This window comes from Streptomyces sp. NPDC007863 (genome assembly GCF_040633895.1).
Classification (GTDB): domain Bacteria; phylum Actinomycetota; class Actinomycetes; order Streptomycetales; family Streptomycetaceae; genus Streptomyces.
Window position 1 is genome coordinate 95,101 of record NZ_JBEYEI010000001.1, and the last position, 13,579, is coordinate 108,679.

Here is a 13,579-nt window from a genome sequence, read left to right on the forward strand (position 1 = left end):
GTCACGAACGCCACCAGGGCTCCCGTACGTAACGGCTCTCTGTACTGGTACAACCGAGGCCGTTGGAGATCTCCTCGGACTCCAGGTTCCAGCCCACCACGCCGTTGCCCTTGCGGCTCAGCTCGATGAGGCGGGCGTCGGTGGTGCGGGTCCCGTCGGTCACCCGGCAGGCGACGATCGAGGTCCAGGCCTGGCCGTCGAGCGCGGACACCAGGAACAGGAACGGCAGAACGGCGGCGGTGAGGAGCAGGGACACGCCCTGCTCCGCCGCCGCGGCCCGGCTCAGCCAGGCGGGCGGCCGGTAGTCCGGGTCGTGCGAGGGCCCGTGCGCGGTGCCGTGTCCGTGGTGCGTACGCCGCCGTCCCGTGCGGTACTCCACCACCACGCCCTTGCGGAGCGCGTACGCGGCGAGGGCCGTGCCCAGGCCCCACCACGGGCCGAAGAGACAGGCGTCGATGACGCCCACCGCCAGCGGGTTGAGGACGGTGACCCCGACCCGGCGCAGGTGGGCGAGCCGGCCGCGGCCGGTCGGCACGGCGCCGCGCGCCGCGAAGACGGCGAAGACGACCCGGGAGACGACGACCGCGAGGACCGAGCCGAGCAGCGGGTCCGTGATCACCATGCCGAGCAGCACGTCCGGCCAGTTCCTCGGCTCCATGCCGACGAACACGTCCCGCACCGCGTCCCCGCCGCCCACCGTGTACGCGACCTTGGCCACGGGCACGGCGAGCGCCAGGGCGAGGAGCACGGTGTGCCCCGGGCCGCCCTTGCGGTCGGTCCGGCGCTCCTCCGCCAGGTCCGGGGCGGCGCGGGTGTCGGCCGAGCCGGTCAGGAGCCGCCGCCCGGCGCGCCGACCGAGAGGACGACGGCGGTCGTACGGCCCATCGGGGTGGCGTACGCGATGCTGTCACCGGCGGCGTGCCCGAGCAGCGCCCGGCCGAGCGGACTGTCGGCGGTCACCAGGGCCGGGTCGTCCGCGTCGGCCAGCTCGCCGATGTGCAGCGTCGACTCCGTGCCGTCGCCGAACCGCAAGCCCACCGTGCTGCCCACGCCGATCGTGTCGGACGACGGCGCGCCGGCGGCCGAGGCCTCCCGCAGCCGCCCCTCGATCTCCTCGATCCGCGAGTCCAGCCGGTCCGCCTCCGTGGCCCGCTGCAACTCGTCGGCCTGATCGGCCCGGTCGCCGGGCTCGCCGGCGTCGCCGAGCGTGGCGGCGACCTTCGCCCGCTCGGCGCGCAGCTCGGACAGTTCGCGGCTCAGCGCCGCGCGGGCGGCCTCGCTGATGGGCTCCGGTCCAGCGGTCATGACTGCTCCCGTCGTGCGGTGGCGGGGACGAAGGACGACGCCTCCCATTCCGACATCACAGGAAAAGCCCGTCAAATCGCGCGAAACGTCCGTGGGGTCGCCGAGGAGGCGAGAAGGCCTCCGGCGGGGAGCCGGAAGGTCGCAGGAGTGGAGCCCTGAAGGGCTATGACGCGGAGCCCTGAAGGCCGCGGTGCGGAGCCCCGCGGGCCTCCGGCGGGGGCGTTCGGAAGTCCTCCGGAACGGGGCCCGGAAAACCCCTGGCGCCCTCGGGGCCGGGCGCGTTAGCGTGCTCGCGATGATCACTCACTCCTCGTACCGATGGGGGGTCCTCACCGCGCACGGAGCGTCCTGATGGGCACGCCCGTGCGGGAGGACACCCGCCTTTCCCTCTGGCGGCGCGTGCGTGCCTACGCCGTGCCGCCCGCCATGATCGAGACCGCCACCGCCCGCCGCCTCGCCGGCGACTGGGCCGGTGCCTGCGCCGCCGCGCGCGTCGACCTCGACCTGACCCCCCGGACCCTGGCCCGGACCCACGGCACGGAACTCGCCGCACGCGTGCGTGCCGACCTCCGGCGCCTCGCCCCCGACCTGCTCCGCTGGCACCTTCCCAGGAGCGCCCCCGACGGCCTGCTCCGCCCCGGAACGACCGTCACGCTGGCCGTCTACGCGGACCACGAGGCACCCGGCGGGCGGGCACAGCGCCCGGTCCGCCCCGTCCACCTCGTGGCCCGCACCGCGCCCGCCTGGGCCGACGCCGGACAGCGGATCTCCCTCGCCCTCTGGGACGGGCCGCCCGCCGACCCGCCACCGCGCCGGTGGAGCGCGGACGCCCCCGCTGCCGCCGCGCACCCCCACCCGCACCCCAGCCGGCGCTTCCGGCTCGACCTCCACCGCCATCTGTGGGACGCCACCCGCGCCGGGGAGCTCCGCACCCGGTCCGGCGCCGACCTGCTGCCCGCCCTCCCGGCCTCGCCCGACGAGCCGCCGGGCCCCGGCTGGGCCGTGGACCGCTGGGCCGCCGAGGCCCGCCTCCTGCTCGCCGCCGAAGGCCGGAACGCCGGTCCCGTCCTCGTACGCCTCGGATCCGGGCAGCGGCTCCTCCTCACCCCGGAACCGGACGGGCGGGCCAGGACCGAACCCGTACCGGCGGGGCGGGGACGGTACGGGCCCCCGGACGACCCGACCGGACGCCCGCGGCCGGCCGTGCTCCCCGACGCGGCGACCTGGACCCCGCCCGACCTCGCACTGCTCCGCGCCGGCCTCGTCACCCCCGGCGACCTGCACCCGCTCGTCGCCGAGGCGCTGGCCCCCGGCGGCCGGGACGGCGCGGGGGGCCACCCCGGAGGCCCGGGGGACGGGGCGAGGTACGTGGACTGCCGAGGGAGCCGGCACCGCATCGGCCTCGTCGACGGCGTCCTCGTGCCGCTCGACCACGACCCGGCCGAACTCCGCCGCGAGGAACTCCTCGTCGCCCTCTCCGGGACGCCCCTGCCCTGCCTGCGGGTGATCGACGCGGCCCACCGCAGACCCGACAGCCTGACGGACGTGCGCGAGCGCCTCGCCCACGGCGACACGGCCGGCGCGTTCGCCGTCGTCGAAGGACTCCTCGGATCCGGCGCCGTCCTGCGCGACGGCCCGCTGCGCGACGCCCTCGAACGCGCCGCCGAACGCAAGGTCCTGCACGGGCTCTACCGCTCGGGGCTGCGCGCCACCGGCCCCGAGGGCGTCCCCGAACCCCCGCCCGCCCCCGCCCCCGACCCCGGCCGCGGCCCGGACCACCGCCCCCGCGGCACCTGGTTCGGCGCCCGCGAGGCCCGCCGGGCCCTCGACCACCGCGACCACCCCCGCCACGCACTGGCCCGCTGACCCGCGCGCCCACCCCTCGTGGCCGGGCCGTCGACCGACGGCCCGACGCCCCGCCCGCACTTTCCTGCCCGCCGCCGTGCCCCGGCACGCCGCACCCACACCAGGTGATGTCACCCATGCGCACCCCTACGCCCACCCAGCCGACCGCGACCGCCACGACCGCCGCAGCCGCGGCGCCCGGCACGACCACCGCAGCCGCGGCGCCGGGCACGCCCGCCAAGCCGGCCGCGACCACCAAACCGGGCACGCCCGCCGCGCCCGCCGAGCCCGTCCCGAGCCACGCACGCCGCCTCGACGTCGCCACCGAGCTCCTCACCCTCCTCGGCACCACCCGCACCGAACCCCGCGCCGACGACCAGCTGGAGGCGCTGACGCTCGCGGTCGCCGCCGATCTGCCCGTCCTCCTGTGGGGCGAGCCCGGCATCGGCAAGACCGCGGCGCTCACCCAGCTCGCCGAGGAGCTCGACCTGCCGCTGACCACCGTCATCGCGAGCGTCCACGAACCCTCCGACTTCTCCGGCCTGCCCGTCCTCGGCGACGACCCGGCCGTACGCGGCGTGGCGATGGCCCCGCCCGACTGGGCCGTCCGACTCGTCCGCGAGGGCCGGGGCCTGCTCTTCCTCGACGAGCTGTCCACCGCCCCGCCCGCCGTCCAGGCCGCCCTCCTCCGGCTCGTCCTGGAGCGCAGGGTCGGCGCCCTCACCCTGCCGCCCGGGGTGCGGATCGTGGCCGCCGCCAACCCGCGCGCGTCGGCGGCCGACGGCTGGGAGCTGAGCGCCCCGCTCGCCAACCGCTTCGTCCACCTCCGGTGGACGCACGAACACGAGGTCGTCGTACGCGGACTCGGCGGCACCTGGCCCCGCGCCACCCTGCCCCGCCTCGACCCCGGCCGGCTCACCGAAGCCGTCGACCACGCCCGCCGGGCCGTCTGCGGACTCCTCGGCAGCAGGCCGACGCTCGTCCACCGGCTGCCGACGGAGGAGACCCGCCGGGGCGGGCCCTGGCCCTCGCCCCGCAGCTGGGACATGACGCTGCGTCTGCTCGCGTTCGCCACCGTCGCCGGCTCCTCCCGCGACGTCCTCTCCCTGCTCGTCCGGGGCACCGTCGGCGACGGCCCGGGCTTCGAACTCCTCGCCTGGCTCGACCGGATGGACCTCCCCGACCCCGAGGACCTGCTCGCCGACCCGGCCGGCTCCGTGCTCCCCGAACGCGGCGACCGCCGCCAGGCCGCCCTCGAAGCCGTCGTGGCCGCCGTCCGCGAACGGCCCGCCCGGGACCGCTGGGACGCCGCCTGGGCCCTGCTCGCCCGGGCCGCCGAGACCGGCCCGCCGGACCTCGTCGTGGTGCCCGCCACCACGCTCGCCGCCCTCCGCCGCGACGACTGGGACGTCCCCGCCGCCATCGAGCGCCTCGCGGGAGCCGTCGACCTCTCCCGGCGCGCCGCGACCGCCCAGGGCCGCCGATGACCGCCCCGAACGCCTCGGGCACCGCCACGGGCGCCTCCGCCGACGCCGTGGTCCCGGCCGAGGAAGCGCTGGACCAGGACAAGCTGTACGCCGCCCGGCTTTATGCCGTCCGCGTCCGCCCGTACCTCGCCACCGCCCTCTTCGCCCTCCACGTCGTGCCCACCCGGGCCGTCCCCACCATGGCCGTCGACCGGCACTGGCGGATGTACGTGTCCCCGGCCTTCGTCGACCGGACGCCGATGAAGGACCTCGCCGGCATCTGGGTCCACGAGGTGGCGCACCTGCTCCGCGACCACCACGGCCGGGGCGACCGCCTCGCCCGCGACCTCGGCCTCGACGGCCCGGCCGAACGGCTCCGCCTCAACATCGCCGGCGACTTCGAGATCAACGACGACATCTACGACGACTCCGACGACGGCCTCCCGCGCCCCGCCGACGCCCTCCGGCCCGAGATGCTCGACCTCACGCCCGGCCTGCTCATGGAGGAGTACGTCCGCGCCGTACGCATCACCCCGCGCACCTCCGCACTGGCCTGGCTCGACTGCGGCAGCGGCGCCGACGGCCACGCCCGCTCCTGGGAACTCGGCGCCGACGGAGCCGACGGCCTCACCCCACAGGAGCGCGCCGCCGTCGTGTACCGCGTCGCCCAGGGCATCAAGGGCCGCCCCGGCACCGCCCCCGAGGCCTGGCAGCGCTGGGCCGAACAGGTCAGCCACCCGCCCCAGCCCTGGCGGGAACTCCTCGGCGCGGCCCTCGCCGCCGCCGTCTCCGCGGCCGGCGCCGGCGAGGACTACACCTACCGCCGCCCCTCCCGCCGCTCCGCCGCCCTCCCCGGCATCGTCCTGCCCAGCCTCCGCCGCGTCCCTCCGCACATCGGCGTCGTCATCGACACCTCGGGCTCGGTCTCCGACACCGAACTCGGCAGCGCCCTCCTGGAGGTCGCCGCCCTCACCCGTGCCGTCGACGGCCGCCGCGACCTCGTCACCGTCGTCGCCTGCGACGCCGCCGCCCACACCGCCCAACGCCTCTGCGCCGGCGCCGACATCCCCCTCGTCGGCGGTGGCGGCACCGACCTCCGCGCCGGCTTCGCCCGCGCCCTGCGCCTCAGCCCCCGCCCCGACGTCCTCGTCGTCTTCACCGACGGCCAGACCCCATGGCCCCGAACCGCCCCTCCCTGCCGCACGATCGTCGGCCTCTTCCCCCGCCCACCGGCCTGGGAGCCGGAGGACGAGGAGGTGGACGACCTGCTGCTCCGGCCGCCGGCGTGGGCGCGGGTGGTGGAGATCGGATGATCCCTCCAGGCGGTTGGATCCAACCTCCTGGATCCAACGAGGTGGCTGGATCCGACATCCACCATGTTGGATCCAGCCGCGTAGCCTGAACCCCATGAGGCAGGACGCCGACCCCGGTCTCTTCGGACCCCGCTCCGTCACCTGGCAGCTGCACGCCGACCCGGTCATGTGGATCGCCGGCGTGCGAGCCCTCTACCTCCAGGCCCTCCACCCCGTAGCCGTACGCGGAGTCATGATCAACAGCAGCTTCCGGGAGGACCCCTGGGGGCGGCTGATGCGGACGGCGAGTTTCGTCGGCACGCTCAGTTACGGCACGCGGGACTCCGCCGAGGCCGCCGGTGCGCGCGTCCGCCGGATCCACCGGCTCCTCAAGGTGGACGACCCCGCGCTGCTGCTCTGGGTGCACTGCGCCGAGATCGACTCGTACGTCTCCGTCGCCCACCGCTCCGGACTGCCGCTCACCGGGGCGCCCGCCGACCGCTACGTGGACGAGCAGCGCACCTCCGCGCGGCTCGTCGGCCTCGATCCGGCCACCGTCCCCGCCACCCGGGCCGCCCTCGCCGCCTACTTCGACTCCGTACGCGGCGAACTCGCGGCGGGGGAGGACGCGCTGGCCGTCCTCGACTTCCTGCGCAAGCCGCCCGTACCTCCCGCGCTGCGCGCCGGACGGGCGCTGGTGTGGCGGCGGATCAGCTCACTGGCGTACGACACCCTGCCGGACTGGGCCCATGCCCTCTACGGCCGGCCGGTACCGCCCGAGGCCGACGTCACCCGGCGCCTCGTCACCACCGCACGCCTGCTGCGCGGCGTCCCCGCCGCCCTCCGCTGGCGGCTCCCGCCCGGCCACATCCCGCGCGCCATGGACCGCCTCGGGCCGGACACCCGACCCGACCCGTACACACTGTCCGTGCCTGCGGCCATACTGGACGGGCCGGAGAGCGTGCACGAAGACGACGGGGGCGACGGCACACGATGGGGGACATCAGACTGATCCAGGGGCGCTACCGCCTGCACGAGGTCATCGGCCGTGGCGGCATGGGCGAGGTGTGGCGTTCCACGGACGAGGCGCTGGGCCGCGGGGTCGCGGTCAAGTGCCTCAAACCGCTCGGCCCGCACCAGGACGCGGGCGTGCAGACCGTGGTCCGCGAGCGGTTCCGCCGCGAGGCCCGGGTCGCCGCCGCGCTCCAGCACCGCGGCATCACCGTCGTCCACGACTTCGGTGAGTACGAAGGCGTGCTCTTCCTCGTCATGGAACTCCTCGAAGGGCAGAACCTCAGCCAGCTCCTCGCCGCCAACGCCCGGAACCCACTGCCCGTCCACGAGGTCGTCGACATCGCCGACCAGGTCGCCGACGCCCTCGAATACACCCACCGCATGGGCATCGTGCACCGCGACCTCAAGCCCGCCAACATCATGCGGCTGCGCGACGGCACGGTGAAGATCTGCGACTTCGGCATAGCGCGCCTCGGCGCCGACATGGGCTTCACCTCCCGCCTCACCGGCACGGGCATCGCCATGGGCACCCCCCACTACATGTCCCCGGAGCAGATCGGCGGCGGCGACATCGACCACCGCAGCGACCTGTACTCGCTCGGCTGCGTCCTGTACGAACTCGCCACCGGAGCGCCGCCGTTCGACCTCGACGACTCCTGGGCCGTGCTCGTCGGCCACCGGGACACCGTGCCCAGCCCGCCGCGCGCCCTCCGCTCCGAGCTGCCCGACTACTTCGACCGGCTCGTCGTCGACCTCCTCGCCAAGGTGCCCGACCAGCGCCCGCGCGACGCCTCCGACCTGCGCCGCCGGATCGTCAGCGGCCGCACCATCGGCGGCGACACCCGCCTCATGCCGCCCCTCCCGTACGAGCCGCCCCGCCTCGCCGATGGAGCCGTCGCCGTCCCCGTGGCGGAATCCGGCGCCACGCCCGCGTGGGCCCGGGCCCTCACCGGAGGGCCGAGCCCCGCCGCCCCCCGGGCGCCCCGCGTCGCCGGCCACGACCCCGCCGCCGCCGTCCTCACCACCGAGTGGACGACCGCCGCAGCCGGCGCCGACGGCCCCGCCCGCCCCGCGACGGACGCCACGCCCGAACTCCTCGCCGTGCTCGCCGCCCGTCACCGGGCCGGCCTCGGGCTCGGCCGGCTCGGCCGCTGGGCGGAGGCCGAGGACCTGCACCGCTCCGTCGCCGGCGACCGCACCCGGGTCCTCGGCCCCGACCACCCCGACACCCTCGCCAGCGCCTACGAGGTCGCCTTCGCGCTCGGCCGGCTCGGCCGCACCAACGAGGCCCTGGAAGCCTTCGAGAGGGTCGCCGACGCCCGCGCCCGCGTCCTGGGCCCCGACCACCCCGACACCCTGGCCGCCCGCCAGGAGCGCGCCTTCACCCTCGGCCGGCTCGGCCGCCACGCGGAGGCGTACGCCCTGTACGCCGACGTCCTCGCCGTCCGCGAGCGCACCGCGGGCGCCGACCACCCCGACACCCTGCGCTGCCGCCACAACCTCGCGTACACCCTCGCCCGGCTCGGCCGCCTGGAGGAGTCGTACCGTACGGCCCTGGCGGTCGCCGACACCCGCACCCGGCTGCTGGGCGCCGACCACCCCGACACCCTCGTCACCCGCCATGAACTCGCCCACACCCTGGGCCGCCTCGGCCGCGCCGAGGAGGCCCTCGACCAGTACCGCGCGGTCGCCGAGGGACGGGCCTCCTCGCTCGGCCCCGACCACCCGGACACCCTCGCCGCCCGCTACGAGACCAGCGCCTGTCTCGGCCGGCTCGGCCGGGCCGCCGACGCGCTCGCCGTCTGCCGCGACCTGGTCGCCGTCCGCACCCGCACCCAGGGCGCCGACGCCCCCGAGACCCTCCGCGTCCGGCACGCCCTCGCCGTCCACCTCGCCCGCCTCGGCCGCTGGCAGGAGTCGCTCGACACCGCCCAGGCCGTCCACGCGGCCCGCCGGCGCGTCCTCGGCCCCGACCACCCCGACACCCTGCGCAGCCGCCGCGAGGCCGCCGTCGTCCTCGGCCGCCTCGGCCGCTGGGACGAGGCCCTCGCCCCGCTCCGTTCCCTCGCCGAGGCCCGGTCCCGGACCCTCGGCCCCCTGCACCCGGACACCCTCTCCGCCCTCGCCGACCTCACCCACTGTCTCGACCGCCTCGGCCGCCACACCGAGGCGGACGCCGTCCGCCGGGGCGGCACACCGACCCCCGACGGCCACGGAACCGGCGGCCCCGGGGCGGGCGGGCGCGGCTCCGGCGGCCCAACCGCCGCCGGAACGCCCTGAGTCGGCAGCCGTCCTGCTTGAATGACCATGTGATCACCGACCGCCGCGACGAGCCCGCCCCCGAACCCCGCCCGCCCGCCCTCGACCCGGGCACCGCCCCCGCGCGGGTCGACGTCGACCTGTGGCAGCTCCGGGTGGACCACCTCGCCGAGGAGGACCTCGACCCCGCCGAGCTGGACGCCGAGGAACGCGCCCGGCTCGCCGTACTCCTCCGGGCGGCGGACCGGCTCCGGTACGGCGTCGGCCACATCGCCCTGCGCCGCCTCCTGGCCCCCCGCCTGGGCCTCGCCCCCGCCGCGGTCGCGTACCGCCGCGAGCCGTGCCCCGGCTGCGGCGCCCTGCACGGCCGCCCGGCCGTCGAAGCCCCGCCCGGCGCCCCGCACTTCTCCCTCTCGCACAGTGGCGACGTCGTCCTCATCGGCATCGCCGCCCGGCCCGTCGGCGTCGACGTCGAGACCTTCCCCGAGCCCCCCACCGTCCACGAGGTCGCCTTGGCCCTCCATTCCCGGGAACGGGCCGAGATCGCCCGGGCCGGGCACGCGCCCGAGGCGTTCGCCCGCGTCTGGTGCCGCAAGGAGGCCTACCTCAAGGGCCTCGGCATCGGCGTGGTCCGCCCCCTCGACCTGGACTACCTCGGCGAGGACGACCCCTCCGCCCGCCCCGAGGGCTGGGCCGTCCAGGACGTGCACACCGCCGGCGGACACGCGGCGGCCGTCGCGGTCGAGGGAACCCTGGGAATCGTCCGTTCGAGTTGGCTTCCGTCCTCCTTCGTGACCGCCTCCGCCACCGTCGAAGCCCCGGGCGGACGCCCCTGAGCAGCGACGACGCCCCGGCGTGAAGCTGAACTGCGAGCGCGCTTAAGAAAACCTCGATGGACCGCGGGCCCCCGGTACGGAAGATTCGTCTCCGAGGATCTTGGGCACGCGCGCGTGCCTTGACCCGTACATCACAGGACACGCACGTCGGGAGCCGTGGCATTGAAGGCGTTGGTCAAGCTGAAGGCGGAGCCGGGACTCTGGCTCACGGACGTGCCCGAGCCGGAGACCGGTCCCGGGGACGTACTGATCAAGGTCAAGCGGACCGGGATCTGCGGTACCGACCTGCACATCCGTTCCTGGGACGGCTGGGCGCAGAAGACCATCGCGACCCCGATGACCATCGGCCACGAGTTCGTCGGCGAGGTCGTCTCCGTCGGCCGTGACGTCACGGACATCGCCGTCGGCGACCTGGTCAGCGGCGAGGGCCACCTCGTCTGCGGCAAGTGCCGCAACTGTCTCGCCGGCCGCCGCCACCTCTGCCGCGCCACCGTCGGCCTCGGCGTCGGCCGCGACGGCGCCTTCGCCGAGTACGTGGCGCTGCCCGCCTCCAACGTGTGGGTGCACCGCGTCCCGGTCGACCTCGACGTCGCCGCGATCTTCGACCCGTTCGGCAACGCCGTCCACACCGCCCTCTCCTTCCCCCTGGTCGGCGAGGACGTCCTCGTCACCGGCGCGGGCCCGATCGGCATCATGGCAGCCGCCGTCGCCAAGCACGCCGGCGCCCGCAACGTCGTCATCACCGACGTCAGCGAGGAGCGCCTCGACCTGGCCCGCAAGACCGGCGTCTCGCTCGCCCTCAACGTGGCGGAGAAGACCATCGCCGACGGCCAGCGCACCCTCGGGCTGAAGGAGGGCTTCGACGTCGGCCTGGAGATGTCCGGCAACCCGCACGCCATGCGCGACATGATCGCCAACATGACCCACGGCGGAAAGATCGCGATGCTCGGCCTGCCGAGCGAGGACTTCGCCGTCGACTGGGCGAAGATCGTCACCTCGATGATCACCATCAAGGGCATCTACGGCCGCGAGATGTTCGAGACCTGGTACGCCATGTCGGTCCTCCTGGAGGGCGGGCTCGACCTGTCCCCGGTCATCACGGGCCGGTACGACTACACCGACTTCGAGGCCGCCTTCGACGACGCGGCCTCCGGCAAGAGCGGCAAGATCATCCTCGACTGGACTGCGGGAGCCTGACCCATGTTCGATTCCGTACGCGACGACATCCGCGCCACCCTCGACGAGATCCGGGCGGCCGGCCTCCACAAGCCCGAGCGGGTCATCGGCACCCCCCAGTCCGCGACCGTCGAGGTCACGGCCGGCGGCCGCCCCGGCGAGGTCCTCAACTTCTGCGCCAACAACTACCTCGGCCTCGCCGACCACCCCGACGTCGTCGCCGCCGCCCACGAGGCGCTCGACCGCTGGGGCTACGGCATGGCCTCGGTCCGCTTCATCTGCGGCACCCAGGAGGTGCACAAGGAGCTGGAGGCCCGCCTCTCGGCCTTCCTCGGTCAGGAGGACACCATCCTCTACTCCTCCTGCTTCGACGCCAACGGCGGCGTCTTCGAGACCCTCCTCGGCGCCGAGGACGCGGTCATCTCCGACGCCCTCAACCACGCCTCCATCATCGACGGCATCCGCCTCTCCAAGGCCCGCCGCTTCCGCTACGCCAACCGCGACATGGCCGACCTGGAGCGGCAGCTCAAGGAGGCCACCGAGGGCGGCGCCCGGCGCAAGCTGATCGTCACCGACGGCGTCTTCTCCATGGACGGCTACGTCGCCCCGCTCGCCGACATCTGCGACCTGGCCGAGCGCTACGACGCCATGGTCATGGTCGACGACTCGCACGCCGTCGGCTTCGTCGGCGCCGGCGGCCGCGGCACCCCCGAGCTCCACGGCGTCATGGACCGCGTCGACATCATCACCGGCACCCTCGGCAAGGCCCTCGGCGGCGCCTCCGGCGGCTACGTCGCCGCCCGCGCCGAGATCGTCGCCCTGCTGCGCCAGCGCTCCCGCCCGTACCTCTTCTCCAACACCCTCGCCCCGGTCATCGCCGCCGCCTCCCTCAAGGTCCTCGACCTCCTGGAGTCCGCCGGCGACCTGCGCGACAAGCTCAACGCCAACACCGCGCTCTTCCGCAGCCGCATGACCGAGGAGGGCTTCGACATCCTCCCCGGCGACCACGCCATCGCCCCCGTCATGATCGGCGACGCGTCCGTGGCCGGGAAGATGGCCGAGCTCCTCCTGGAGCGCGGCGTCTACGTGATCGGCTTCTCCTACCCGGTCGTCCCCCAGGGCCAGGCCCGCATCCGCGTCCAGCTCTCGGCCGCGCACTCCACGGAGGACGTGAACCGCGCGGTGGACGCGTTCGTGGCGGCCCGGGCGGAACTGGGCGCCTGAGTCTGGATCCCGGATCCCGGATCCAACCTCCTGGATCCCAAATCCCGGATCCAACCTTCTGGATCCGGGATCCAATCTCCGGGATTCAGGCCCTCTGGATCCGATCTGCAGGATCTAACCTTTCGGATCCGACATTTTGGATCCGTAAGGTTGGATCCAAAATCCCAGGCCACAGGCGCAAGCCCCGCCCCCGGCCTGGGAGACTAGGCGCATGATCGAAGCACGGCGGTTGCACATCCTCCGTGCGGTGGCCGACCACCGCACGGTCACCGCGGCGGCCGCCGCGCTCTACCTCACCCCCTCCGCGGTCTCCCAGCAGCTCGCCGCCCTGGAGCAGGAGACCGGCCACCGGCTCGTCGACCGCAGTGCCCGGGGGGCGAGGCTCACGCCGGCCGGCGAGATCCTCCTGAGCCACGCCAACGCGGTGCTGGCGCAGTTGGAGCGAGCGGAGGCGGAGCTCGCCGCGTACGGCTCGGGGGAGGCGGGGACCGTCACGGTCGCGGCGTTCGCCACCGGCATCGGCCTCGTCGTCGCCCCCGCCATCGTGGACCTCGCCACCACGGCACCCGGCATCCGGGTCAGGGTGCGGGACGCCGAGGGCGACGCGAGCCTGCTGATGGTGCTGGACCGGCAGGTGGACGTGGCGGTGGCCGTCGAGTACCGGGGAGCGCCCGGCGAGGACGACGACCGGCTCACCCGGGTCCCGCTCTACGCGGAGCCCTTCGACGTGGTGCTCCCGCCCGGCCACGCCCTCGGCGGCACCGAACGCGTCGCGCTCGCCGATCTCGCGAAGGACGCCTGGATCGGCCAGTCCACGGGCAACCCCTGCCACGACGTCACCGTCCTGGCCTGCGAGTACGCGGGTTTCGCGCCCCGCTTCGAACACGTCTCGGACGACTTCCGGGCCGTCGTCGCCCTCGCCGCCGCGGGCGCCGGTGCGGCCCTCGTGCCCCGCTCGGCCCTGCGCGGCATGGACCTCGGGGACGTCGCGGTCCGCCCCGTCGACGGCGTCGCCCCCACCCGCCGCGTCTTCGCCGCCGTACGCCGGGGCTCCGAGGATCACCCCCTCATCGCCCCCGTGCTCACCGCCCTCCACACGGCCGCGGCCGTCGGCCTCGGCGCGCCCTAGTGCTGTGACCGCACAGGTTCACCGGGTTGCCTT

The 13,579-nt window shown here is 75.3% G+C and carries 11 protein-coding genes; 9 read left to right on the forward strand and 2 right to left on the reverse strand.

Annotated elements, in window-relative coordinates:
- Position 1 precedes the first annotated feature (1 nt).
- The gene (locus ABZ621_RS00405; protein ID WP_360599875.1) at positions 2-796 is read right to left on the reverse strand and encodes a hypothetical protein; all 795 of its coding nucleotides are present in this window, start codon (positions 794-796) and stop codon (positions 2-4) included.
- Positions 797-828: 32 nt separating this feature from the next.
- Positions 829-1,305: a GreA/GreB family elongation factor gene (locus ABZ621_RS00410; protein ID WP_360599106.1), complete on the reverse strand. Its 477-nt coding sequence runs from the start codon at positions 1,303-1,305 to the stop codon at positions 829-831.
- 351 nt (positions 1,306-1,656) lie between these two features.
- Here ABZ621_RS00410 and ABZ621_RS00415 point away from each other — a divergent pair, with 351 nt between their 5' ends.
- The 9 genes from ABZ621_RS00415 (at position 1,657) to ABZ621_RS00455 (ending at position 13,546) form a co-directional block, all read left to right on the forward strand.
- The gene (locus ABZ621_RS00415) at positions 1,657-3,171 is read left to right on the forward strand and encodes a hypothetical protein (RefSeq protein WP_360599108.1); all 1,515 of its coding nucleotides are present in this window, start codon (positions 1,657-1,659) and stop codon (positions 3,169-3,171) included.
- Positions 3,172-3,287: 116 nt separating this feature from the next.
- The gene (locus tag ABZ621_RS00420) at positions 3,288-4,637 is read left to right on the forward strand and encodes a MoxR family ATPase (protein WP_360599110.1); all 1,350 of its coding nucleotides are present in this window, start codon (positions 3,288-3,290) and stop codon (positions 4,635-4,637) included.
- The gene (locus ABZ621_RS00425; protein ID WP_360599112.1) at positions 4,634-5,929 is read left to right on the forward strand and encodes a VWA-like domain-containing protein; all 1,296 of its coding nucleotides are present in this window, start codon (positions 4,634-4,636) and stop codon (positions 5,927-5,929) included. The genes ABZ621_RS00420 and ABZ621_RS00425 overlap by 4 nt, the downstream gene beginning before the upstream one ends.
- A 94-nt stretch (positions 5,930-6,023) precedes the next feature.
- Positions 6,024-6,920 (forward strand): oxygenase MpaB family protein, encoded by an 897-nt coding sequence (locus ABZ621_RS00430; protein ID WP_360599114.1) that lies wholly within the window; start codon positions 6,024-6,026, stop codon positions 6,918-6,920.
- A complete protein-coding gene (locus ABZ621_RS00435) occupies positions 6,902-9,202 on the forward strand; it encodes a tetratricopeptide repeat protein (RefSeq protein ID WP_360599116.1) in 2,301 nt (766 codons plus the stop codon). Before ABZ621_RS00430 ends, ABZ621_RS00435 begins: the two co-directional genes overlap by 19 nt.
- A 29-nt stretch (positions 9,203-9,231) precedes the next feature.
- Positions 9,232-10,017, forward strand: a complete 786-nt coding sequence (locus ABZ621_RS00440) for a 4'-phosphopantetheinyl transferase superfamily protein (RefSeq protein ID WP_360599118.1) — start codon at positions 9,232-9,234, stop codon at positions 10,015-10,017.
- A 162-nt stretch (positions 10,018-10,179) separates the two neighbouring features.
- Positions 10,180-11,214, forward strand: coding sequence for an L-threonine 3-dehydrogenase (tdh, locus tag ABZ621_RS00445; protein WP_360599119.1), 1,035 nt, complete (start codon positions 10,180-10,182; stop codon positions 11,212-11,214).
- A 3-nt stretch (positions 11,215-11,217) separates the two neighbouring features.
- Positions 11,218-12,417: a glycine C-acetyltransferase gene (locus ABZ621_RS00450; protein ID WP_360599121.1), complete on the forward strand. Its 1,200-nt coding sequence runs from the start codon at positions 11,218-11,220 to the stop codon at positions 12,415-12,417.
- Positions 12,418-12,628: 211 nt separating this feature from the next.
- Positions 12,629-13,546, forward strand: a complete 918-nt coding sequence (locus tag ABZ621_RS00455; protein ID WP_360599123.1) for a LysR family transcriptional regulator — start codon at positions 12,629-12,631, stop codon at positions 13,544-13,546.
- Positions 13,547-13,579: the final 33 nt, after the last annotated feature.